At 71.8% G+C, this 22732-nt stretch carries 23 protein-coding genes; 10 read left to right on the top strand and 13 right to left on the bottom strand.

Going from position 1 to position 22732, the window contains the following annotated elements:
* Positions 1 to 84 precede the first annotated feature (84 nt).
* From ABD161_RS11915 to ABD161_RS11900, 4 genes are read right to left on the bottom strand one after another with little or no spacing between them, the layout of a single operon-like run.
* Positions 85 to 849 (bottom strand): ABC transporter permease, encoded by a 765-nt coding sequence (locus tag ABD161_RS11915; RefSeq protein WP_344003116.1) that lies wholly within the window; start codon positions 847 to 849, stop codon positions 85 to 87.
* Positions 846 to 1661 carry an ABC transporter ATP-binding protein gene (locus ABD161_RS11910; RefSeq protein WP_344003113.1) on the bottom strand — a complete coding sequence of 272 codons (816 nt, stop codon included), beginning with the start codon at positions 1659 to 1661 and terminating at the stop codon, positions 846 to 848. Before ABD161_RS11910 ends, ABD161_RS11915 begins: the two co-directional genes overlap by 4 nt.
* On the bottom strand, positions 1658 to 2026 hold the full coding sequence (locus tag ABD161_RS11905; protein ID WP_344003110.1) for a DUF1048 domain-containing protein: 369 nt from the start codon (positions 2024 to 2026) through the stop codon (positions 1658 to 1660). Before ABD161_RS11905 ends, ABD161_RS11910 begins: the two co-directional genes overlap by 4 nt.
* 9 nt (positions 2027 to 2035) lie before the next feature.
* Entirely contained in the window at positions 2036 to 2383 is a 348-nt protein-coding gene (locus ABD161_RS11900) for a PadR family transcriptional regulator (RefSeq protein ID WP_344003107.1), read from the bottom strand.
* 122 nt (positions 2384 to 2505) lie between these two features.
* Here ABD161_RS11900 and ABD161_RS11895 point away from each other — a divergent pair, with 122 nt between their 5' ends.
* Both ABD161_RS11895 and ABD161_RS11890 read left to right on the top strand, forming a co-directional pair.
* Positions 2506 to 2988 (top strand): glutaminase, encoded by a 483-nt coding sequence (locus ABD161_RS11895; protein ID WP_344003104.1) that lies wholly within the window; start codon positions 2506 to 2508, stop codon positions 2986 to 2988.
* A 229-nt stretch (positions 2989 to 3217) separates the two neighbouring features.
* Complete coding sequence (locus tag ABD161_RS11890) at positions 3218 to 4222, top strand: endonuclease domain-containing protein (RefSeq protein WP_344003101.1); 1005 nt, start codon at positions 3218 to 3220, stop codon at positions 4220 to 4222.
* A 182-nt stretch (positions 4223 to 4404) separates the two neighbouring features.
* Here ABD161_RS11890 and ABD161_RS11885 read toward each other — a convergent pair whose 3' ends face one another.
* On the bottom strand, positions 4405 to 5118 hold the full coding sequence (locus tag ABD161_RS11885) for a LysR substrate-binding domain-containing protein (RefSeq protein ID WP_344003098.1): 714 nt from the start codon (positions 5116 to 5118) through the stop codon (positions 4405 to 4407).
* Between the two features lie 128 nt (positions 5119 to 5246).
* Here ABD161_RS11885 and ABD161_RS11880 point away from each other — a divergent pair, with 128 nt between their 5' ends.
* On the top strand, positions 5247 to 5522 hold the full coding sequence (locus ABD161_RS11880) for a hypothetical protein (RefSeq protein ID WP_135114371.1): 276 nt from the start codon (positions 5247 to 5249) through the stop codon (positions 5520 to 5522).
* A gap of 151 nt (positions 5523 to 5673) precedes the next feature.
* On the top strand, positions 5674 to 7212 hold the full coding sequence (locus ABD161_RS11875) for a MinD/ParA family ATP-binding protein (protein WP_344003095.1): 1539 nt from the start codon (positions 5674 to 5676) through the stop codon (positions 7210 to 7212).
* A gap of 359 nt (positions 7213 to 7571) precedes the next feature.
* Here the strand turns inward: ABD161_RS11875 and ABD161_RS11870 are convergent, their stop codons facing one another.
* Positions 7572 to 7982 carry a transferase gene (locus tag ABD161_RS11870; protein ID WP_135114373.1) on the bottom strand — a complete coding sequence of 137 codons (411 nt, stop codon included), beginning with the start codon at positions 7980 to 7982 and terminating at the stop codon, positions 7572 to 7574.
* Positions 7983 to 8142: 160 nt separating this feature from the next.
* Between ABD161_RS11870 and ABD161_RS11865 the strand changes: the two genes are divergently transcribed.
* Positions 8143 to 8781, top strand: coding sequence for a YitT family protein (locus ABD161_RS11865; protein WP_135114374.1), 639 nt, complete (start codon positions 8143 to 8145; stop codon positions 8779 to 8781).
* 63 nt (positions 8782 to 8844) lie between these two features.
* Here the strand turns inward: ABD161_RS11865 and ABD161_RS11860 are convergent, their stop codons facing one another.
* Positions 8845 to 9291, bottom strand: a complete 447-nt coding sequence (locus tag ABD161_RS11860; protein WP_344003089.1) for a hypothetical protein — start codon at positions 9289 to 9291, stop codon at positions 8845 to 8847.
* 290 nt (positions 9292 to 9581) lie between these two features.
* On the opposite strand from ABD161_RS11860, the gene ABD161_RS11855 reads away from it, so the two are divergent.
* Positions 9582 to 9878: an antibiotic biosynthesis monooxygenase family protein gene (locus tag ABD161_RS11855; RefSeq protein ID WP_344003086.1), complete on the top strand. Its 297-nt coding sequence runs from the start codon at positions 9582 to 9584 to the stop codon at positions 9876 to 9878.
* Between the two features lie 21 nt (positions 9879 to 9899).
* Here the strand turns inward: ABD161_RS11855 and ABD161_RS11850 are convergent, their stop codons facing one another.
* Positions 9900 to 10676, bottom strand: coding sequence for a DNA-formamidopyrimidine glycosylase family protein (locus tag ABD161_RS11850; protein ID WP_344003083.1), 777 nt, complete (start codon positions 10674 to 10676; stop codon positions 9900 to 9902).
* On the bottom strand, positions 10669 to 15426 hold the full coding sequence (locus tag ABD161_RS11845) for an Lhr family ATP-dependent helicase (protein ID WP_425560890.1): 4758 nt from the start codon (positions 15424 to 15426) through the stop codon (positions 10669 to 10671). Before ABD161_RS11845 ends, ABD161_RS11850 begins: the two co-directional genes overlap by 8 nt.
* On the opposite strand from ABD161_RS11845, the gene ABD161_RS11840 reads away from it, so the two are divergent.
* Positions 15425 to 15895 carry a hypothetical protein gene (locus ABD161_RS11840; protein ID WP_344003077.1) on the top strand — a complete coding sequence of 157 codons (471 nt, stop codon included), beginning with the start codon at positions 15425 to 15427 and terminating at the stop codon, positions 15893 to 15895. The genes ABD161_RS11845 and ABD161_RS11840 overlap by 2 nt on opposite strands.
* A gap of 7 nt (positions 15896 to 15902) precedes the next feature.
* On the opposite strand, the gene ABD161_RS11835 is transcribed toward ABD161_RS11840, so the two are convergent.
* Positions 15903 to 16550 carry an alpha/beta hydrolase gene (locus tag ABD161_RS11835; RefSeq protein WP_344003074.1) on the bottom strand — a complete coding sequence of 216 codons (648 nt, stop codon included), beginning with the start codon at positions 16548 to 16550 and terminating at the stop codon, positions 15903 to 15905.
* 76 nt (positions 16551 to 16626) lie between these two features.
* Between ABD161_RS11835 and ABD161_RS11830 the strand changes: the two genes are divergently transcribed.
* Positions 16627 to 17250, top strand: a complete 624-nt coding sequence (locus ABD161_RS11830) for an NUDIX hydrolase family protein (protein ID WP_344003071.1) — start codon at positions 16627 to 16629, stop codon at positions 17248 to 17250.
* Here the strand turns inward: ABD161_RS11830 and ABD161_RS11825 are convergent.
* The 3 genes from ABD161_RS11825 to ABD161_RS11815 all read right to left on the bottom strand — a co-directional run bounded on the left by ABD161_RS11825 (position 17247) and on the right by ABD161_RS11815 (position 20065).
* A complete protein-coding gene (locus ABD161_RS11825) occupies positions 17247 to 17801 on the bottom strand; it encodes a TetR/AcrR family transcriptional regulator (protein ID WP_344003068.1) in 555 nt (184 codons plus the stop codon). The genes ABD161_RS11830 and ABD161_RS11825 overlap by 4 nt on opposite strands.
* 83 nt (positions 17802 to 17884) lie before the next feature.
* Positions 17885 to 18727 carry an alpha/beta fold hydrolase gene (locus tag ABD161_RS11820; RefSeq protein WP_344003065.1) on the bottom strand — a complete coding sequence of 281 codons (843 nt, stop codon included), beginning with the start codon at positions 18725 to 18727 and terminating at the stop codon, positions 17885 to 17887.
* A gap of 267 nt (positions 18728 to 18994) precedes the next feature.
* The gene (locus ABD161_RS11815; RefSeq protein WP_344003062.1) at positions 18995 to 20065 is read right to left on the bottom strand and encodes a threonine aldolase family protein; all 1071 of its coding nucleotides are present in this window, start codon (positions 20063 to 20065) and stop codon (positions 18995 to 18997) included.
* Positions 20066 to 20163: 98 nt separating this feature from the next.
* On the opposite strand from ABD161_RS11815, the gene ABD161_RS11810 reads away from it, so the two are divergent.
* Positions 20164 to 21378 carry a sensor histidine kinase gene (locus ABD161_RS11810; protein WP_344003059.1) on the top strand — a complete coding sequence of 405 codons (1215 nt, stop codon included), beginning with the start codon at positions 20164 to 20166 and terminating at the stop codon, positions 21376 to 21378.
* 52 nt (positions 21379 to 21430) lie between these two features.
* On the top strand, positions 21431 to 22072 hold the full coding sequence (locus ABD161_RS11805; protein ID WP_344003056.1) for a response regulator: 642 nt from the start codon (positions 21431 to 21433) through the stop codon (positions 22070 to 22072).
* The last annotated feature ends 660 nt before the right edge of the window (positions 22073 to 22732 follow it).

Below are 22732 nucleotides of genomic sequence, written 5' to 3'. Positions count from 1 at the left end.
CTGCGGCGTTACGCCGTCAGGGTCCGGGCCGTTTCGACTCGTCGCTTCGCTCCTCGCTCAACGAGCAATGGTGCGGGACCAAACTCAGCGGATCTTCGTGCGGTAGATCAGGATCGCCCCGATGTACGCCGCGATCAGGATGCCGACCATCCAGGCGAGCGCGATCCAGATCTCACCGCCGACGGGCTGCTGCGAGAACAGCGCGCGGATGGTGTTCACGATCGACGTCACCGGCTGGTGCTCGGCGAACCAGGCCACCGGGCCCGGCATCGAGTCGGTCGGCGCGAACGCGGAGCTGATGAACGGCAGGAAGATCAGCGGGTAGCTGAACGCGCTCGCCCCGTCGACGGTCTTCGCCGACAGGCCGGCGATCACGGCGATCCAGGTCAGCGCCAGCGTGAACAGCGTCAGGATGCCGATCACGGCGAGCCAGGCGAGCGGACCGGCGCCCGTCCGGAAGCACATCAGCAGCGCGACGCCGATCACCAGGGCCACGGCGATGAGGTTCGCGACGAGCGAGGTGAGCACGTGGGCCCACAGCACGCTCGAGCGTGAGATCGGCATCGACTGGAACCGCTCGAACAGGCCGCTCTGCATGTCGAGGAAGAGCCGGTACGCCGTGTAGGCGATGCCCGACGCCACCGTGATGAGCAGGATGCCCGGGAGCATGAAGTCGAGGTACGACTGGTCTGTTCCCGTGTTGATCGCGCCGCCGAACACGTACACGAACAGCAGCATCAGCGCGATGGGCGTGACCGCCGTCGTGATGATCGTGTCGGGACTGCGCAGGATGTGCCGCAGGGAGCGGCCGGTGAGGACGCCGGTGTCGGCGAGGGCGAGGGTTGTCATCGGCTTGCCTTTCGTGTCGTTGCCGCCTCGGCGGCGTCGGTCTCGGCGGGCTCCCCGACGAGGGCGAGGAAGACGTCCTCGAGCGACGGCTCCTTCTCGACGAGCACGGGCTCGCCGCCGGACGGCAGCAGCTTCTTGAGCTCGGCGAGGGTGCCGTTCTGGATGATCGTCCCCTTGTGCAGGATCGCGATCCGGTCGGCGAGCTGCTCCGCCTCGTCGAGGTACTGCGTGGTCAGCAGCACGGTGGTGCCGCCCTGGGCGAGCTGCTTCACGGTGTCCCACACCTCGATGCGCGCCTGGGGGTCGAGACCGGTGGTGGGCTCGTCGAGGAAGATGATCGACGGGTTGCCGATCAGGCTCATCGCGATGTCGAGTCGCCGACGCATGCCGCCGGAGTAGGTGCCCGCCTTGCGGCCACCGGCCTCGGTCAGCGAGAACCGGGCGAGCAGCTCGTCCGCGACCGCGCCGGGGTTCTTGAGGTGGCGCAGCTGAGCGATGAGCACGAGGTTCTCGCGGCCGGTGAGCACCTCGTCGACCGCGGCGAACTGCCCGGTGAGGCTGATCGTCTCGCGCACCTGGCCGGGCTGGGCGGCGACGTCGAAACCGCTGACGGTCGCGGTGCCGCCGTCGGCCTTCAGCAGCGTCGAGAGGATGCGCACGAGCGTCGTCTTGCCGGCGCCGTTCGATCCGAGCAGCGCGAAGATCGTGCCGGGCTGCACGTCGAAGTCGACGCCGCGCAGGACGTTCAGGTTCTTGAAGGACTTCTTCACTCCCTGCACCCGGATGGCGGGTTCGATGGTCGCGGTGGTCATGATCCCTGCTCCTTCGCTGCGTCGTCCATCGCCTTCTGCAGGCGGGCGCGCTCCTTGTCGATCCATCGCTTCCCGCCGTAGGCGAGCGTGAAGGTCTCGGCGAAGTCGACGGGGTCGTCGCCGACGATGTCGGCCACCGGCGTGCCGTCGACGGCGGCCCGCTCCCACATGTCGACGAGGTCGCCGAGCATCCGGACCATCGTGTCGCCGTCCTCGACGCCGCCCTGGTACAGGAAGTACCGGTGCATCGCCTTCGCCGCCGCGGCGTAGGGCGCCGGCAGCGCCTCCATGCGGGCGACGTTCTGCTTGTACTGCTTCTTCTGCTCGAGCGATCCGGTGAGGATCTCGATCCACTTGAGTGCCATGTCGGTTCCTCACTTGTTGTTCGTGTCGTCGGTGGTGGGGTGGGGCAGCTGCTCGATGCGGCCGGCCAGGGCGCTCCAGGTCTCCCAGAACTCGGCGAGCTGCGCGCGTCCTGCGGCGTTGAGCGAGAACACCTTGCGGGGCGGGCCCTTCTCGGACGGCACCTTCTCGACGCCGACCAGGCCCTTCTGCTCGATGCGCACGAGGAGGGCGTAGATCGTGCCCTCCGCGATGTCGGAGAACCCGCGGTCGCGGAGCTCGGCGGTGATCTCGTAGCCGTACGCGGATCGTTCGGCCAGGATCGCCAGGACGATGCCCTCGAGCGTGCCCTTGAGCATCTCGGTCATCTGATTTCCCATGTCGATCTCCCTCCTTCTACTCAGTGATGTTGACTACCGGTAGAAAGTATCACTGAGTACCGGTACTTGGCAACACTGAATACCGAACTTCTTTCGGAGCTGCTCCGCGTACCGTTGAGCGGGTGACGGACGACATCCGGGCTCTCCTCGCCGACGCGCGATCCCGCCTCGCGGGCGCGCCGCGCGAGGCGCTCGGAGAGATCGTCGAACCCGGCCGCCTCCGCGCGCTGCTCGGATCCGGCCCGCGGATCGTGCGCGCCGGATCCGTCTGGCGCGTCGGTGTGCTGCTCATCGGAGACGACGCGGTGTTCGAGGAGGGCGAGGTGCTGCGCGCCGTCGACCCCGGGCGCCGCGGCTACGCGGCGGAATCGGCGCGGCGTCGGGCCGAGCTGCGGGCGATGGCCGTGCGCGGCGGCTTCGACCCGGGGGAGACGGTGCACATCGGCTGGCGGCGCCTCGACCTCGACCTCCCGGCGGACGGCCCGCTTGTGCTCGACGGGCCCGCGCCGCTGATCCGCTGGGCGCCCGGCGGCGCTTTGATGCCCCTGGCCTCATACCTGTCGGAGCGCATCGACCTGCTGCTCGACCCTCCCGGCGGCGCGTAGCGCCGGGTGCCGCGTGCAAAGGTGCGGCGTGTGCACCTCGCGGCCGGCGTTGAGGTGCGATCGCCGCACCTCTGCGTCCGGGTCCAGGCGCCGGGCTCATTAAAGGTGCGGCGAGTGCACCTTTGAACGCGGCGAGGCATGCATTCGCCGCACCTTTGAAATCGGCAGCGGGCCGCGTGCCTGTGGACAGATCGGAAGGCAGGCCGCCGAGGCGGGGCAGGGTGGCGGGATGAGGCATACGAACCTGCCGGAGGAGCTCGGTCCCGTGTTCTCGGTCGCGCGCGCTCGCGCGCACGGCGTCGGGCGTGGGCGGCTGAGCGGTGCGGATCTCGGATCCACCTTCCGCGGAGCGCGGCGGCGCGCAGAGGATGCCGAACCCGGGCCGGGCGATGAACCGGAAGCCGCGCGGGAGCGCGCCAGGGTGCTGAGGCTCGCGCGCGAGTACGCGCAGGTGATGACGTCGCACGCGTTCTTCGCGGGGATCACGTCCGCCGTGGTCCAGGGGATCCCGCTGCCCCCGGAGCACTATTGGGAGCCCGTCGCCCCCGACGCGCCTCTCACCGCACCTCGCAAGCCGCGCCCGCTCGTCGTCGGGGTGCACGCGCCGCGCACGCCTGTACGCCGTCCGGGGATCCGCGGGATCAGGATCGGCGCAGAGCTCGCGCCCCTTGCGACTGCCGAGGGACTGCCGGTGGTGGCGGGCCCTGCGACGTGGGCATCGCTGGGCTCGGAGCTGTCAGAGCGCGATCTCGTCATCGCGGCGGATCACCTGATCCGGATCCCGCGCCATCCCGGGGGATTCAAGGCCCCGGACCGGAGCGCGTACGCGACGCGCGACCAGCTCGCGGCGGCGATCGGCGTGCGGCGCGGGGCCGCGAAGCTGCGGGCAGCGCTCGCGCGCGCTCGCACCGGATCCTCCTCGCCGAAGGAGTCGGCCCTGCGGCTGATCCTCGTCGACGGGGGTCTGCCCGAGCCGGCGCAGGATCACGACGTGTATGACGCGGGGCAGTGGATCGCCACGCTCGACCTCGCCTGCCCCGAACTGCGGATCGGGATCGAGTACGACGGGTCCGGGCACCGCACGCAGGTGCAGTTCGAGAAGGACGTGCGCCGGCTTGAGCGCCTGGCGGAGGCGGGCTGGACGATCCTGCGCTTCACGGCCCGCGACCTCCGCGGGGCGGAACTCGCCATCGTGCAGCGGGTCGCGCGCGCCCGCACCCGCCTCGGGGGCTGAGCGCGGCGCCCCGGGCGCGACGCAAAGGTGCGGCGTGTGCATGTCTCAGCGCCGGAGACCATGCGTTCGCCGCACCTTTGCGTACCGGCTAGGACGCGGCACCCGACAAAGGTGCGGCATGTGCATCTCTGAGTACCGCCACGGATGCATTCGCCGCACCTTTGCGGCGCAGGCCTCCCGGGTCAGCGGGAGGAGTTCGACGTGCGGCCGCGCACGATGCCGACGAATGCGTCGACGTCGGGGGTCGTGCGGTCGGCGTGCCACGCGAGCGCGACGGTCGATGCGGGCGCGCCGCGCAGCGGGCGGTACGTGACGTCGCGACGGTGATGGAGCCGCGCCAGCGACATCGGCACGACCACGATTCCCACGCCGGCGGCGACCGTGGCGATCGCGTCGGCGGTGGTCTCAAGCGGGTCGGAGCGCGGAGCCTCGGTGCCCGGCAGCGGGATCGGCCCGAGCACGTCGTCGCGCGGGACGATCACGATCTCGCCGGCGAGGTCATCCGGATCCAGCTCCTCGGCCGCCGTGAGCGCGGAGTCGATCGATGCGACGACCACCGCTGTCTCGTCGTACAGGCGGATGACATGCAGGTCGTGCGTGTCGATCGGCAGCCGGATGAGCGCCGCGTCCACGTCGCCGGCATCGATGGGCACGCGCTGGGTCGCGACCTCGAGGGGGACGAGCTCGAGCGTCACGTGGGGAAGGCGCTCACGCCAGCGGTCGATCCACTTGCCGGGCGTCGCTCCCGGCACCACTCCGAGGCGGAAGGTGCGCGGCGGTTCGGGCGCCGGAGGCTGCTCCCGAGGGGCCCGATCCCGCTTCGGGGCGGCCTGCTTCCGGGGCGCGCGCTGACGGGTGCCGGTGCGTCGTGCGCCGCCGCGTCCGGTGTGAGCCATGGCGCCAGATTATTACGCGACTTCGGGCGGGTAATCCTCCCCTCCCGGAAGCCCGCCGTTCGGGTGTGCCGATGGCTAAGGTTTCCGCAGGGAGCGCCGCGCTCCACCACTGATCGGGAGGGATCACCATGGGCATCGCTGACTGGGCGAAGGACGCGTTCGAGAACGCGAAGGACGTCGCCGCCGAGGCCGTCGACAACGTCAAGGAGTTCGCCGCGGACGCGACCGAGAACGTCAAGGAGTTCGCCGCGGACGCGACCGAGAACGTCAAGGAGTTCGCCGCGGACGCGACCGAGAAGGTCCAGGATGTCGCCGCCGACGTCACGGACAAGGTCAAGGACGTCTTCGACGGCGACCAGCCGCAGGCCGCGTCCGTCGTGCCGGAGACTCCGGCCGGCGCCTGATCCGCTGACCGGGACGGGGCCGCGCCGCGAGGCGGACGGCCCCGTTCTGCGCGCAGAGCTCGGGTGCGCGCGCAGGTACGGTTGAACCGAGTTCCACCGGCACCGGCGATCGTGGACGATCGACCAGCCGACATCCATGCAAGGAGACACCGTGACCGATCGCGAAGACATCCCCGACCGGCCCCGCATCTCGGCGGTGACGAACGAGGACGGCACCGGCGCGGTGACCGTCGACGGATCCACCCGACCGATCAAGGCCCGTGACGCCGCGGGCGCGCGCAAGGCGGTGCTGGCGATGGTCGTCGAGGTCGCCATGGAATACGGCCGCCCCGTGCGCGTCGCCGCCAGCGGAAGCGACGGCGTCCGGATGCTCATCGTCGCACCGGATGGATCGGTCGAAGAGGGAATCGAGACGCCGGCCCCGCCCGCCTCGGCTGCTCCGGCCGCCATTGCTCCGGCCGCCATTGCTCCGGCCCCCGCGGCTCCGGCCCCCGCCCCGGACGAGATCGTGACCAGCGTGCCCAAGTCGGCTCCCGCGCCTGCTGCGCCCGCGCCCGCGGCTCCTGCTCCTGCGGCCCCTGCTCCTGCGGCGCCCGCTCGCGCGGCCGCCGCGCCGGCCGCTCCGGCGCCTGCGGCTCCCGCTCGTCCGGCGCCCGCTGCCCCCGCGCCCGCCCCGGCCATGCCTGCCGCGCCGGCCCCCGCGGCCCGCGCGTCGCGCCCCGGCGAGCCCACGGGCGACGCACTGACCCGCCGCGAGGCCCGCCTGCTCACCGCGCGTGACTTCGCCGAGACCGCCAAGCCGGTCACGCCCGTGCCCGCCACGGAGGGCTTCCGCGGCGGCGTCAACAAGCTCGGCTTCCGCCTCAAGCCCGGCAAGGCCGAGCAGGCGAAGCGCGACCGCCGCGAAGCGATCCAGCGCGCGTTCTCCGGCACGAAGACCATCGCCGTCATCGGCGAGAAGGGCGGCGTCGGCAAGACCACGACGACGTACCTGCTCGGCGCCACCCTCGGCCGCGTCCGCGGCGGCAGCGTCCTCGCCTGGGACAACAACGAGTTCAAGGGCACGCTCGGCATCCGCTCGCTGCCGTCGCCCGACCACGACCACACGGCGATCGACCTGCTCGACCACGTCCAGTCGGTCGGCACCGGCGAGCTCAGCTCGGCCGACCTCATCGACTTCGTGCGCGCCCAGGGCGAGAACAAGTTCGACGTGCTCGCCTCGCAGAGCCTCGACGGCGACAGCGACGTGATCGACGAGGAGGCGTTCGGGCTGCTGCACGAGACGCTGAGCCGCTCGTACCGCGTCATCATCGTCGACACCGGCAACAACTCGAAGGCCGGCACCTGGCAGTCGGCCGTCGCCGAGGCCGACGTGCTCGTGCTCACCACGATCGTCAAGGAGGACAGCGCCCGCACGCTCGCCTCCATGGCCGACACGCTGGTCGCCCACGGGCACGAGGCGAAGCTGCGAAACGCCGTCACCGTGATGAGCCACCCGTCGCCGACGAGCTACCCCGACCTCGAGCGCCGCCTGATCGCCCATATGGGCCAGCTCACGCGCAAGGTCGTCTCGGTGCCGTTCGACACCGCCCTCGACCGCGGCGACGTGATCGACTTCGAGGCGCTGTCGGACGAGTCGCGCGAAGCGTGGCTCGAAGTCACTGCTGCTGTGGCTGAGGGGCTTCGGTAGGGGGGGTCCGCTTCGGCTGCGGGGCGCCCTTCGTCGGCGTCAGCGGGGCCCCGTCCGTCTGAGCGACCCGCAGAGCGGATCGCTGAGACGGACACCCCGATACGCCGGCGAAGGGCACCCCTCCGCCTTCGCTGAGCCGTGCGGGACAGCGAAGGTGGGGTTCTCGTGGGGGATCGGCCGTTGTGTCGTGGTCAGCGGGCGTTGGCCGGCTGATTGCGGCGGCATGCTGCACGATGCCCAGGCGGGAGGCCTGGGCGTCTGTGGTTGTGGTCCGTGCGAGCGAAGCGAGCGTGCAGGCGCTCGTGCGCCGTCAGCTCACGCTCTCGAAGGAGCGGAGCGACAGGCGGCGTGAGCGACAGCTACGCGGCGAGGTGGAGGGCGCCGCGGGCGTCCGTGACCACGGTGCCGCCCGGCGGGATCGCCTCGTCGTCGCCGATCTTCGAGTCCTTGGCGACACGGGCTCCGGCGCCCACGCGCGTGCGCACGCCGATGTGGGCGCGCGCCCCGATCGCGGCCTTCGGGCCGACGTGCGCGTTCGCGTCGATGTACGCGCCCGGTCCGATCAGAGCATCCGATTCGATCCACGCGCCGCGCGCCACCGTCGCGCCGGCGGCGACCTGCGCGCCGGGTTCGACGTATGCGCCCACCTCGACGCGCGCATCCGGATGCACCTTCGATCCGTGCGCGACCAGGCCGCGCCCGTTCACGTGCTTGCGATAACGCAGTGTCTCGCCGTGCTCGTTCTCGATGTCGACGTAGTTCTTGCCCACGATGCCTTTCCGCGGCCCCGGTTGAGGCCGGACAATATCGACAACGGCCCGGTGAGGAGCAGTATTCCCGGGATCGGGGCACCAGATGTCGGGCGTGTTTCGTGATCGGATGAGCAGAGTGCTTCAGGAAAGGTCCATCCGGTTCTCGTATCGTTGAGGAGTGACGAACGACACCGCCGAACGATCCCTCGTCTTCGACTGGGAGCAGACCCGGCACTCCGTGGCCGAGGACGTGCAGGGGATCGTCGTCGGCACCTTCGTCGCGGCGCTCGGCCTGTCGCTGCTGAAGGCCGCCGGCGCAGTCACGGGCGGAACCGCGGGCCTCGCGCTGCTGCTCGACCAGGCGACCGAGCTGCCGTTCTGGCTGATCTTCACGCTCGTCAACCTGCCGTTCGCCGTGCTCGCCCTGTGGAAGAAGGGCGTGCGGTTCACGATCCTGACGTGCATCTGCATCGCCGGGGTCGCCGGCCTCACCGTCGTGAACGCGCAGCTGCTGCCGATGCACGACCTCGACCCGATCTACGGCGTCTTCGCCGGCAACCTGCTCGCGGGCGTCGGCCTGCTCATCCTGTTCCGCCACGGTGCGAGCGTCGGCGGCGTGAACATCGTCGCGCTTCTGCTGCAGGAGCGCACCGGCTTCCGCGCCGGCTGGACCCAGATGACGCTCGACGTGCTCGTTGTGCTCTTCTCGCTGCTCGTGCTGCCCTGGCCCACGGTGCTCCTGAGCGCCGCCGGTGCCGTGGTGATGAGCGTCGTCCTCGCGATGAATCACCGCGAGGGGCGCTACATCGGCCGCTGACACGACGAAGCGGCGCCGCGCGGGTGTCCACCCGCGGCGACGCCGCTGCCGTCGATCTGCGGGTCAGGCGGTGCAGACCGTGGTGAGCTCGGCCTGAGCGTCGGTCAGCGCCGTGGTCGCGGTCTCCATGTCGTCGAGCGCGCCCTGGACGGTCTCGGCGTCGGCGGTCGCCGGGTCGATCTCGCTGATCGCGGTGATCTGGTCGGTCAGGCCGGCGTAGGCGGTGGAGAAGTCGTCGAAGACGGGCTTGACCTCGTCGTTCGTGATCGTGCCGCCGATCTCGTCGAGCTTCGCCGAGATCGTCGCGATGCCCTCTTCGATCGCCGCGGTGTCGCCGCTGGTCGCGCCGGTCATCAGCTCGTTCGCGGTGGTCTGGACCTCGGCGGTGCCGTCGGTCACGAGCTTGCACGCGTCGGCGACCGACTGGCCGGCGCTGCAGCCGGCGAGGCCGAGCGTCAGCACGGCGGTTCCGACGGCGGTGAGCATGAGCTTGCTGCTGCGGATGCGCATGATGGCTCCTCTTTCGTGTGATGAATCGGGCCATCCCGCGTGTGCGCGCGGCCCCCCGCCTCGACGCTACCCGCAATGCCGCGGCGCCACAGACCGCGGGCCGGGCACCCCTCCCCGGTGCGCGAGGTCGCCGCGAGCGCGCCCGCGTACAGGCTCGCTGTGACGCGAGTGAAGGCCTGGGGCGCGCGAGCCTGTGCCGGGGCGGCCCAGCCTGTGCGGGGTCGATCAGCCGCCGTCGGAAACGGGCGTCGCGTCCTCGAGCCCGACACAGCGGATGCCAGGATGGACGCGTGATCACCGAGCACGCGCTGCTGCCCGTCCGCCCGGGGCGCGAGGACGACTTCGAGGCGGCGTTCCGCACGGCGCGTCCGCTCATCGCCGGCCAGCCGGGCTTCCGGTCGATCTCGCTCTCGCGGTCGGCCGAGTCGCCGAGCACCTACCTGCTGCTCGTCGAGTGGGACTCGATCGCCGATCACGAGGAGGGCTTCCGCGGCTCGCCCGAGTACCTCGAGTGGAAGCGGCTGCTGCACTCGTTCTACGACCCGTTCCCGGTCGTCGAGCACTTCGTGGAGATCGACCTCGGCTGAGGCGGTTCCGCCGGCAGCGCGTCAGGCGGGCTGGCAGCGCGGGCACCAGTAGACGACGCGCTCCTTCGTCGGATCCGCGCCGAGCGCCGATCGCCGGATGGGCGTGCCGCAGCGACGGCACGGGCGGTGCTCGCGCCCATAGACCCAGCGGCCCTGCCCGCGGCGGCTGTCGCCGGTGAAGATCCGCACGGGCAGCTCGACGTTGCGCCGGATCGTCCGCACCCCCAGATCCAGCAGCGCGGCGACATCCACCTTGGTCGCCGGGCGCTCGGGGTGCACGCCGCGCAGGAACAGCAGCTCGCTCGCGTACTCGTTGCCGAAGCCGGCGACGTGGCGCTGATCCTGGATGGCGACGTGGATCGCGCGCGGATCGGATGAGACGCGGCGCGCGGCCTCCGCCGGATCCCAGTCGTCCGACAGTGGATCGGGACCGAGATGGCCCACGACCCTCGCCTCGTCACGCGTGGGGAGCACCTCGACCATTGCGAGCTCGAACCCGACCGTCTCCCACGCGCGCGTGCCGACCACCGCTCGGGCCTTGTAGGCGGGCTTCCGCCAGCGCTCGCCGGCGCGGTACACGCGCCACTCGCCCTCCATCTTGAGGTGCGAGTGAAGCGTCAGCTCGTCGAACCGGTGAAGCAGGTGCTTGCCGCGGGCGACGACCTCGCGCACCACCTGCCCCGTGACATCGGCGTTGGCGCTGCCGGGCACCCGCACCTCGAAGCGCGTCACCTCGTGGCCGGCGAGCGCCCCGTGCAGCCGCCGCGCCGCCCGGTGGACGGTGTCGCCCTCAGGCACGTCGCCCGCCGATCGCCGCGGACCCGGCGGTCGCCTTGCGGAACGTGAGGCCCTTCGTCGACTCGACGAAGCCGGCCTCGCGCAGCGCCCGGCCGACCGCGGTGCCGTAGACGAACTCGCCGTTGACCTGCTCGACCGTGAGGGTCTCGAGGCGCCGCTCGCGGGCGGTGCGGGCGAGGTCGGCGGCCGCCGCGGTCAGCACCTGCTCGTCGTCGGTGAACGCGAGGGCGGTGCGTCCGCCGCGCTCGAGGTACAGCACGAGCGCGCCGTCGACGAGCACGACGAGGCCGCCGGCCTTGCGGCCGGGGCGGTGCTTGACCGCGTCGAGCGCCGGCCAGGCGAGCGCGGCACCGTACGGGTTCGCCGGATCCGTCGCAGCGAGCGTGACTGCGCGCAGGGGAACCGGATCGGGCAGGGCCGAGAACTGCCGCAGCCGGTCGATGGTGGGGGAGGTGGCGAACTGCGCGGCGCCGAGCTTCTCGATCAGGTAGCCGCGGCGGCAGTGCCCCGCCTGCTCGAGGCTCGCCAGCACGCGGTACGCCTGGGCGAACCCGCCGGGGACGCCCTCGTTCTGCACGGCCCCGCGCGTGACGACGCCGTAGCGGTCGAGCAGCAGCGACGCGGTCGCCGTGTGCCGCACGGCGGCGTCGGGTTCCGCGTCGGGGAGCAGCGACCAGCGTCCGCCCGAGGCCTGGGGGCGCGGCGGGGTCGGGGAGGTGCCGCCGAAGCTCGGCCGCGAGAGCGAGGCGCCGCGGTACAGGCGTGCGCGGGGCGTGCGTCGCGCGGAGCGGTGCGCCTGCGATCCGGCACCGAGGAGCGACCGGACCGGCGCGAACGTGTCGTTCGTCACGCGCCCGGCCCAGACAAGGTTCCACAGCGCCTCGACGGTGCCGATCTCGGTCTCGCCCTGCGCCAGCTCGCGCAGCTGCGCGGCGAAGTACGCCCCGCCCCCGGCGAGGGCGCGCACGAGGCGCGCCTCGAGCGAGTCGGGCGCGACCTCGATGTCGGACGGCGCGATCGTGAGCGGCGCCCCATCCGCCGGGTGAAGGGCGATCCAGCCGTCGCGGCCGGGCAGCGATCCGTGCCCCGACCAGACCACCTCGCCGGTCGCCGTCAGCTCGTCGAGCATCGCCGGGGTGTAATCGCGCACGCGGGAGGGCAGCACGAGCGACTCCCAGGCGCTCGCGGGGATCGGCACGCCGGCGAGCTGGTCGATCGCCGCCAGCACGCCGTCGATGCCCTCGAGCGGACGCGTGATGTGCTGCCAGTCGGGAAGGAACCGCGCGTAGGCGTCGGGGGAGACGGGTTCGACGCTTCCCCGCAGCGCCGCGAGCGAACGCATCCGGATGCGCCGCAGCGCCTCGGCGTCGCACCACTCCGGCTCGTCGGACACTCCCGCGTCGGCGAGGAAGAACCCGCTGACGAGGCGCCCCTGGCCCTCGAGGCGCTGCAGCGCATGGCGAGCGACGGCCGGGCCGATGCCGAGCCGCTCGGCGACCGCGGCGGTCGTGAACGGGCCGTGCGTGCGGGCGTAGCGCGAGACGACGTCGCCCAGCGGATCGGGAAGCGGCTCGAGGAAGGCGACGGGCACACCGACCGGCAGGGCGGCACCGAGCGCGTCGCGCAGCCGCCCCGCGTCCTCGATCGCGGCGTACCGCTGAGTGCCCGCGACGTTCACGGGGATCGCACGGCGTGCGTCGACCAGGGCCTCGAGGTACCCCTCGCTCGTTGAGCGAGCGGAGCGAGTCGAAACGGTGGAACCGTCTCCGGGGGTGGAGGCCTCGGCGGTTTCGGCCGTGTCGACTCGGTCGTCCCTCCCTCGCTCGACTCCCGAGGACGGCTCCAGCCGCTCCGCCACCTCGTCGACCGACAGCGGGCCGAGCACGCGCAGCAGGTCGGCCACGCCCTCGACGCCGCGGGCGCGGCGATCCGGGGCGAGACGCTGGGCCTCGGCCTCGAACTGCGCGATGACGTCGGGGTCGAGCAGCTCGCGCATCTCGACCTTGCCGAGCAGCTCGGAAAGCAGCGACGGATCGACCGACAGGGCCGCGGCGCGACGCTCGGCGAGGGGCGAGTCGCCCTCGTACATGAACGCACCGACGTATCCGAACAGCAGGTCGCGCGCGTAGGGCGATGGCTGCGAGGGCTCGGTCTCGACGAGCCGGATGCGCCGCTCGCCGATGCTGCGGACGATGCGCAGCAGCGCGGGGAGGTCGTAGACGTCCTGCAGCACCTCGCGCAGCGTCTCGAGGATGATCGGGAAGGTCGGATGCCGGCGTGCGACCTCCAGCAGCTGTGCCGAGCGCTGCCGCTGCTGCCACAGCGGGCTGCGCTTGCCGGGGTTCTGCCGCGGCATGAGCAGGGCGCGCGCGGCGCACTCGCGGAACCGTGAGGCGAACAGCGCCGATCCGCCGACCTCGTCGGTGACGATCCGCTCGAGCTCATCCGGATCGAACACGAACAGCTCGGCGCCCGGCGGCTCCGACTCGGCGTCGGGGATGCGGGCGATGATGCCGTCGTCGCTCGCGACCGCCGATCCCTCGACGCCGAGGCGCTCGCGGATGCGGGCGTTGACCGCCAGCGCCCACGGCGAGTGCACGTGCATGCCGTACGGGGAATGCAGGATGATGCGCCAGTCGCCGACCTCGTCCCGCCCGCGCTCGACAGTGAGCGTGCGGTCGGTGGGAAGGGTGCCCGTCGCCTCCTTCTGCTCGGCGAGATAGCCGAGCAGGTTCTGGCGCGCGAACTCATCCAGGCCCGCCTCGATCAGCCGTTGCTCGGCCTTCTCGGGCGCGGTCGAGCTCAGCTCGCGCGCGAACCTGCCGAGGGCCTCTCCGAGCTCGGCGGGACGGCCGAGGCCGTCGCCGTGCCAGAACGGCACCTTGCCCGGCTGGCCGAACGCCGGCACCACGTTGACGCGGTCGTGCGTGATCTCGACGATCTTCCAGCTGGTGGTGCCGAGCGTGAAGACGTCGTTCACGCGCGACTCGTAGACCATCTCCTCGTCGAGCTCGCCGACGCGGGCGTTGCGGGTCTCGCCGGCGATGAAGACGCCGAACAGCCCGCGGTCGGGGATCGTGCCGCCGCTGGTGACCGCGAGCCGCTGCGCGCCCGGTCGCCCCTCGATCGTGCCGGCATCGCGATCCCAGACGAGGCGCGGGCGCAGCTCGGCGAACTCGTCGGACGGATAGCGGCCCGCCAGCAGGTCGAGGGTCGCCTCGTACGCACTGCGCGGCAGGGAGCGGAACGGCGCGCTGCGGCGCACGGTCTCGAACCAGTGCTCGACCTCGATGGATCCGAGCGCGGTCGCCGCGACCGTCTGCTGGGCGAGGATGTCGAGCGGGTTCTGCGGCACGGCGATCGACTCGATCTGGCCGGCGAGCATCCGCTCGGTGACGATCGCGGTGTGGAGGACGTCGCTGCGGTGCTTGGGGAACAGCGCCGCCTTCGAGATCTCGCCGACCTGGTGCCCGGCGCGGCCGACGCGCTGCAGGCCGCTCGCCGCGCTGGGCGGAGCCTCGACCTGGATCACCAGGTCGACCGCGCCCATGTCGATGCCGAGCTCGAGGCTGCTGGTCGCCACGACGCAGCGCAGCTCGCCCGACTTCAGCTGCTCCTCGACGATCGCCCGCTGCTCCTTCGACACCGAGCCGTGGTGCGCCTTCGCGAGCACGGGATCCGCCCCCGCCGTGGACCCCGCCTGCGCCATCATCGCCGCGGGAACGGCGGGCTCCGGCAGATCGAGCCCGAGCCGCTCGCTGTAGATCTCGTTCAGCCGCGCGGTCAGCCGCTCGGCGAGGCGCCGCGAGTTCGCGAACACGATGGTCGACCGGTGCGCAAGGATGCGATCGACGATCGCCTCCTCGACATGCGGCCAGATCGATCCGGTCATCTCGGTGGCTTCGGGCTGGAACCACTCGCCGTCGTCGCCCGTCTCGGCCGCGGGGGTGGCGCCGGCCGCGGGAGGCGGGTTCTGCATGTCGGCGATCGGCACCGTCACGCGAAGCTCGAACGTCTTCGACGCGCGCGGGGCGACGATGTCGACCGGTGCCGTGCCGCCCAGGAACCGGGCGACCTCGTCGATGGGCCGCACGGTGGCCGACAGGCCGATGCGCTGCGCGGGCTTCTCGAGCAGGTCGTCGAGGCGCTCGAGACTCACGGCCAGGTGCGCGCCGCGCTTGGTCGCGGCGACCGCGTGCACCTCGTCGACGATGACCGTGTGCACCTCGCGCAGCGTCTCGCGGGCCTGGCTCGTGAGCATCAGGTACAGCGACTCGGGCGTCGTGATCAGGATGTCCGGCGGGTGCCGCACGAGCCGCTGCCGGTCGGTGGAGGGGGTGTCGCCCGACCGCACGCCCACGCTCACCTCGGGCGCCTGCTCGCCGAGTCGCCGCGCCGCCTGAGAGATCCCGACGAGGGGCGAGCGCAGGTTGCGCTCGACATCCACGCCGAGCGCCTTCAGCGGCGAGACGTACAGGATCTTCGTGCGTTCTGGGGCGGCGTGATCCTTCTCGCGGAACACACGGTCGATCGCCCAGAGGAACGCCGACAGGGTCTTGCCGGATCCGGTCGGCGCCACGACAAGCGCGTGGCGGCCCTGCGAGATCGCGTCCCACGCGCCCACCTGCGCATCGGTCGGCGCTTTGAAGGCGCCACGGAACCACTCCCGCGTCGCGGGCGCGAACCGATCGAGCACATCCACCGGTCCAGTCTGCCGGGCACCTCCGACATGCGGGCAGGATGGTCCCATGGGAAAGCGATTCGGCCCGCTGCATGCGACGGAACAGGGGGTGCGGATCGGCGATCCGACGCGCCGCCACCTGCTGCTCGCCGAGGACGGGATCCATCACGTCGACGGCGAGAAGCGACTCGCGACGTTCGCGTGGGAGCACGTCGAGAACGTGCGCCTCGGGTACTCGACGACGTGGTTCCCCTGGCCCGGGGCCGTCGCGGGAGTGCTGTGGGCGGCGGCCGTCGCGCTCGCGCAGGATGACCTCGGCGTCACGGTCGACGACGGCAAGGCGGAGGTCGCGACCCGCGACGGCGTCGAGGTGGTCGACGTCAGCCGCCACCACCTCGGCCCGTACTGGAAGAGCGCCGTCGCGCGCACCGAGATGCTCGTCGAGTGGCTCGCGGCCAAGCCCGAGCGGCGGACGCTGCTGTCGGCGCCCGACGAACTCGTGCGGCGCGCCGCGCGGCGTCAGGCCCGCATCGCGTGAGCGGCGGTCAGCCCAGCTGACCCAGCTGCTTCTCGAGGAACGCGCGCACGTCGGCGAGCTCGTGCTCGGAGACCGCGTGGCGCAGCTCGGGATAGATGCGGCCGACGAGGTCGCTGTGACCGGGAAGCCAGTCGGTCGTGTGCAGCACGAGCGCCGCGGGGATCACCTCGTCGAGCGCGCCGCGCCCCCAGAACACCGGCGGGCGGCGCTCCGCGAGGTCGGCGTCGCCCGGCAGCTCGCCCGGGGTGGCGTACCCCGACAGGTTGATGACGAACGCGAAGCGCTCGGGATCGAGCCGCAGCGCCTGCAGCGCCACCGCCGCACCCTGCGAGAAGCCGAGCAGCCCGATGCTCGTCGCCTCGGACGCCACCTCGTCGAGCCACGTCAGCAGCGCGTGCGCGGCGCGCGTTGTGTGCACCGCATCGCGGCTCTCGAGCCCCTCGATCGGATACCAGGATCGGCCGGGCGTCGGGAACGGCGGCTCGAGCGGCGCGCGCACCGCGGCGACCGCGAACTCCGCCGGCAGGTGCGGCGTCAGCGCGAAGAGGTCGTGCTCGTCGGCGCCGTAGCCATGCAGCAGCACAAGCAGCGGACGGCCGGCCGGCTCGTCCGACCAGAGCACGACATCCGGATCGAGGATCGGGTTCTCTGACACCCGTCCATCCTGCCGCGAGCCTGCGACGTTCCTCCACGGGGCAGAGGGATCGGGCATGGCCCGGTAGAAATGACTCATGGCCGTGCGCACACCTGATCCGGATCCCGAAGAGCAGCCCTCCGACGACGCGGACTTCTCCGCCGTGGGGGCTGCCGGCTTCGGCGGCGTTCCCGGGGGCGGGGCGAACCCCGCGTGGCTGAGCGACATCGAGCTCGCCGAGATCCGGCGCCGCCTGCCGATGATCTACGTCGAGGCGGTCCCCGTGCGGACGGATGGGACCGGCGCGGTCACGCAGGTGGGCATCCTGCTGCGCGCGACGCCGCTCGGCGAGATCAGCCGCACGATCGTGTCGGGTCGCGTGCGATACGGCGAGACCGTGCGCGACGCGCTGTTCCGCCACCTTGAGAACGACCTCGGCCCCATGGCGTTCCCGCTGCTGCCGCCGTCGCCCGTGCCGTTCACGGTCGCCGAGTACTTCCCGATCCCCGGCGTGAGCCCGTACCACGACGACCGCCAGCACGCCGTGTCGCTCGCGTACGTCGTGCCCGTCACCGGCACGTGCGAGCCCCGTCAGGATGCGCTCGAGGTCACCTGGCTGACGCCGGAGGAGGCGTCGTCCGAGGCGCTCGCCGCGGAGATGGAGGGCGGCCGCGGCACGCTCATCCGCACCGCCCTGGCCAGCGTCGGCGCCCTGCGCTAGAAGGCCGCGTCGATGAGGGTCGCCGCGGCCTGACGGGCGACGCCCGCCGACTCGGAGGTTCCGAGGATGGCGGCCGTTGTCTGCGCGCCCTCGGCGAGGATGGCCAGCTGCGGCCCGAGCTCGGCCGGCCCGCCGGCGTCGGCGACGAGCCGATCCACGTAGGCCTGGAACGAGAGCTTGTGGTCGCGCACCGCCAGCGCCACGGCCGGGCTCGTCGCGCCGAGTTCGCCGAACGTGTTGATGAAGCCGCAGCCGCGGAAGTCGTCCTCGTCGAACCAGTTGGCGAGGTGGTCGTACACGGCGAGCAGGCGATCGCGCGGGGTGTCGGCGCGCGCCACGGCGGCGTCGATTCCGCTCGTCCAGAGCTGGTGGCGGTGAGCGAGGACCCCGAGCACAAGCTGCTCCTTCGACGGGAACTGCTTGTAGATGGTCTTCAGCGACACGCCTGCTGCATCGCGCACGGCATCCATCCCGACCGCGCCGATGCCCTGGCTGTAGAACAGTCCGTCGGCCGCCCGGACGATCTGCTCGCGCACATCCGTATCGCTCATGTCAGCTCCCACCTTCCCCTCCACAGCGTAACCGGATCGGAGAACCGAGGTTCTCCGATCCGGTCGGGTCCTTCGCGAACGGGTCAGGACTGCACGAACGGCAGGAGCGCCGCGTTGACCTCGTCGGCGTGCGTCCACAGCAGGCCGTGGGGTGCGCCCTCGATCTCGACGTACTCGGCGGCGGGGACGGCCTCGTGGAAGCGGCGGCCCGTCACGTCGATCGGCAGGATGTTGTCGGCCGTGCCGTGAAGGATCAGCGTGGGAAGGCCCGCATCCCGCACCGCCGCGACGTCCTCGCGGAAGTCCTCGAGCCACGCGTCGACGACCGCGTAGGCCGCGACGGGGGCGCTGCCGACCGCGGTGATCCAGTTGGCGCGGACGACCTCCTCGCTGATGCGGGATCCGAGCGTCTCGTCGAGGTTGTAGAAGTCGTTGTAGAACTGCGTGAACCAGGCGTAGCGGTCGCCCTTTGCGGCGGCGACGATCCCGTCGAACACCTCCTGCGGCACGGCGCCCTGGTTGTCGTCGCGCTCGACGAGGAAGGGCTCGAGCGAGGCGAGGAACGCGAGCTTCGCCACGCGCTCGGTGCCGTAGAGGCGGGTGTAGCGGGCGAGCTCGCCGGTGCCCATCGAGAAGCCGACGAGGATGACGTCGCGCAGGTCGAGCGTCTCGAGGACGGTGTTCAGGTCGGCGGCGAAGGTGTCGTAGTCGTAGCCGGTGTCGACCTTCGACGAGCCGCCGAAGCCGCGGCGGTCGTACGTGATGACGCGGAAGCCGGCGGCGAGCAGCTCGCGGGTCTGCTTCTCCCAGCTGTCGCCGTCGAGGGGGTAGCCGTGGATCAGCACGACCGGCTGGCCGGTGCCCTGGTCCTTGTAGTGCAGCTCGATGGGGGTGGAGTTCTCGGTTCCGACGGTGATGTAGCCCATGATGTCCCTGCCTTCGACTTGGGGAGAACGTGCGTTCTCCGTCTGGTCATGACTGTAGGGGAACGAGCGTTCTCCGCACAAGAGTCGGGCGGGAATCGTGCATCCCGGGCGTGTCGCGGGCGCGCCGCGAGAGCGCTGATCCGGGTGGCGAGTGCACATCCTGCGTCTTGGCGGTGCCTCTCCGGCGTCACTGCCCTGCGTGCGGGATGGGCAGTCGCGGCCGCGCTGTGCCGTCGCGGCGCAGGATGTGCCGCGACGGGGCCGGAGTTAAGGGGTCGCGGATGTCGCCGCGGCGATCGCGGCGATGAACGCGTCGACGTCGGCCTCGGTGGTGTCCCAGCTCGTCAGCCAGCGGACCTCGCCGGTCGCCTCGTTCCAGTCGTAGAAGCGGAAGTCCTCGCGCAGGCGATCGGCGACGCCCGGCGGCAGGATGGCGAACACGCCGTTCGTCTGCGTCGGCTGCGTGAACGAGACGCGGGTGATGGATCCGTCGGCAAGGCCCGCCTCGATGCCCGCGCGCAGGCGGGCCGCCATGGCGTTCGCGTGTGCGCCGCTGCGCAGCCACAGGTCGTCGGTCAGGAGCGCGACGAGCTGCGCCGAGACGAACCGCATCTTCGAGGCGAGCTGCATCGCCGACTTGCGGAGGAAGTCGATCCCGGTCACGGCATCCGGATTCAGCACGACGATCGCCTCGGCCCCGATTGCGCCGTTCTTCGTGCCGCCGAAGCTCAGGACGTCGACGCCGGCGTCGCGGGTGAACTCGCGCAGCGGCACGCCGAGCGCGGCCGCGGCGTTGGCGATCCGCGCGCCGTCCACGTGCAGCGTCAGCCCGAGAGCGTGCGCGGTGTCGGCGATGGCGGCGATCTCGTCGACCGAGTACAGCGTGCCGAGCTCGGTCGACTGCGTGATCGACACCACCTGGGGCACCGCCTGATGCACGCCGCGGGAGCCCGCGACGGAGCGGATGAGGTCGGGCGTCAGCTTCGCATCCGGCGTGTGCACCGCCACGAGCTTGAAGCCGCCGACCTTCTCGGGCGCCCCGCCCTCGTCGGTGTTGATGTGCGCCACGGCGGGAGTGATCACCGCGCCCCACCGCGTCAGCATCGCCTGCAGGCCCACCACGTTGGCGCCGGTGCCGTTGAACACGGGAAAGGCCTCGACACCCTCGCCCAGCAGCTCGACGAACTGCCGCTGCAGCCGGGCGGTGTACGGATCCTCGCCGTACGAGACCGCGTGCCCGCCGTTCGCGGCGGCGAGGGCGGTGATCACCTCGGGATGGGCGCCCGCGTAGTTGTCGGACGCGAAGTGACGGCGGGACGCATCGTGCAGGGGATCCACCGGATCAGCCTACGGCGGGCGCCGGGTGCATCCGTCGGCCGGACGCATACATCCGTCGGCGGATGTGGCCGGTCGACGCGGACCGTACGGTGAAGAGGATGGACGACAGCAGCAGCCCCGAACCCGGCCCCCTGGCGCAGCGCCTTCGCGGGCTGTTCCGCGAGGTGTCCCCGACGCAGTGGGCGATCGACACCGTCGCCGGACTGCTGTTCACGGCGTTCGCGTTCATCTCGATGCGGGCGGCTGGATCGACCTCGCTGGCGGCCGACATCATCACCGTGCTCGCCATGATCGCGGCGCTTATGCTCAGCCGCGTGAGTCCTCCGCTGGGGCTCGCCGTCGCCTGGGCGGGGGCCCTCTGGCAGGTCGGCACGGGTCAGCCCCCGAGCCCGTCGAACATGGCGATCTTCGTCGTCCTGTTCGCGACGGCGGCCTACGGGTCGCGGCTCGTGTTCTGGGCGGGCTTCGCCTCGGCCTTCATCGGCGCGGCGATCATCGCGACGTACCTCGTTGTGGTGCCGCAGCTGTGGATGGGCCTCGGCATCTCCTCCCTGTCGGAGTCGGCGGTCACGGCAGCGCTCGCCTTCGCCGCGGCGCTGTTCGCGCTGCTGCTGTCGTGGACGGCCGGCGCGCTGTTCCGCTCGATCGGCCGCGGGCGCGAGACGCGGCGTGCGCAGCGCGAGGCCGAGGCGCGGGTGTCTGCCGAGCAGGAGCGGGGCCGCATCGCCCGCGACATGCACGACGTGGTCGCCCACTCGCTCGCCGTCGTGATCGCGCAGGCGGACGGTGCGCGCTACGCGGCGGCGGCCGATCCGGAGGCCGCGACCGCCGCGCTCGGGACGATCAGCCAGACCGCCCGCGCCGCGCTCGCCGACGTGCGGCTGCTGCTCACCCAGCTGCGGCACCAGCAGAGCGAGGGGCCGCAGCCGACGCTCGCCGACCTCGAGCAGCTCTACGCGCAGGTGCGCGCGGCGGGCGTCGACCTGCGCGTCGACGTCGACCCCGCGCCTCCCGGGGTGCCTCCCGCCGCCGTGCAGCTCGCGGTGTACCGGATCCTGCAGGAGGCGCTCACCAACGCCCTGCGGCACGGCGACGGCGGCCCGGTCGACGTGGGCCTCGCGTGGCATCCGGATCGCGTGGATCTCCACGTGCGCAATGGCATCCGGAGCGACGGCCGGACGGCCGAGCCGGGCGGGCACGGCCTGATCGGCATGCGCGAGCGCGCACAGCTGACCGGAGGGCGCCTCGACGCCCGGGCCGAAGGGCCGGCGTGGGTCGTGCGGGCCGAGATCCCGATCCGGGCCGCGGCATGAGCGCCCCGGGCGTCAACTGGGACATGCCCCGGGCGGATGCGAGGATCGCAGGATGATCCGTGTCGCGCTCGTAGACGACCAGTCGCTCTTCCGTGCCGGCATCCGCATGCTCGTCGCCTCGCAGCCCGACCTCGAGGTCGTCGGCGAAGCCGGCGACGGGCGCGAGGCCCTCGCCGTCGTCGCCGCGACCCGTCCGGATGTCGTGCTTATGGACATCCGGATGCCCGTCATGGACGGCCTCGCCGCGACCGCCGAGATCCTGACGCAGCCGGATCCGCCGAAGATCGTCATGCTCACGACGTTCGACCTGGATGAGGCGGCCGCGCGCGCGATCCGGCAGGGCGCATCCGGGTTCCTGCTGAAGGACGCCGATCCGGAGTTCCTGCTCGCCGCGATCCGCACGGTCCACGCCGGATCGTCGGTGATCGCCGCGTCCGCCACCCGCGAGCTGTTCGCCCAGTTCACCGAGACAACCCGGCCCGTGCCGCCGGCCTACGCCGACCTCACCGACCGGGAGCGCGAGATCGTCGCGCTCGCCGCCCGCGGGCTCAGCAACTCGGAGATCGCCGCGCGCGAGTTCCTCAGCGAGGCCACCGTCAAGACGCACATCAGCCGCATCCTCACCAAGCTCGCGCTCCGCGACCGCGTGCAGCTCGTCGTCTTCGCGTTCGAGCACGGGCTGGCGTCTTTATAAACAGCGGCTCGCACGCTCGGGGGCCGCAAGCGGCCGCCCTCGCGAGCGAGGCACCGTCGCTGACGCTCCGTTGCGGCAGCGCTTCGCGCTGCGTTGGTCGCACACACGGGTGGCGCAGGTCCGGTGCCCACGCCCCGGTTATCGAGCGAGCGGAGCGAGTCGAGATGACCGACTCGCACAGGTCGGTCGCTTCGGCTCGCTGGCGCTCGCTCAGCAACCGGTGGGCGGTACAGGCCCTTGTGCCCACCCCGCCGGTTATCGAGCGAGCGGAGCGAGTCGAGATGACGGCCCGCATGGATGGGCCGCTTCGGGTGGGTCGCTTCGGCTCGCTGGCGCTCGCTCAGCAACCGGTGGGCGGTACAGGCCCTTGTGCCCACTCCGCCGGTTATCGAGCGAGCGGAGCGAGTCGAGATGACGGCCCGCACAGGTCGGTCGCTTCGGCTCGCAAGCTCGCTCAGCAACCGATGGGCGGCACAGCCCGTCAGCCGACCCCGGTTATCGAGCGAGCGGAGCGAGTCGAGATGACGGCCAGCACATGTCGGTCGCTTCGGCTCGCTGGCGCTCGCTCAGCAACCGGTGGGCGGCACAGCCCGTCGGTTGCGTCCAATAGCGTGGTGTACGGATCGGGTGACCGTGTCGCTGCGGACGTAGCGACGGTCA

Origin of the sequence: Microbacterium paludicola, assembly GCF_039529675.1 — a bacterium.
Lineage (GTDB): Bacteria > Actinomycetota > Actinomycetes > Actinomycetales > Microbacteriaceae > Microbacterium > Microbacterium paludicola.
Note: the sequence above shows the minus strand (reverse complement) of the source record. Positions and strands in the feature narration are given on the sequence as shown.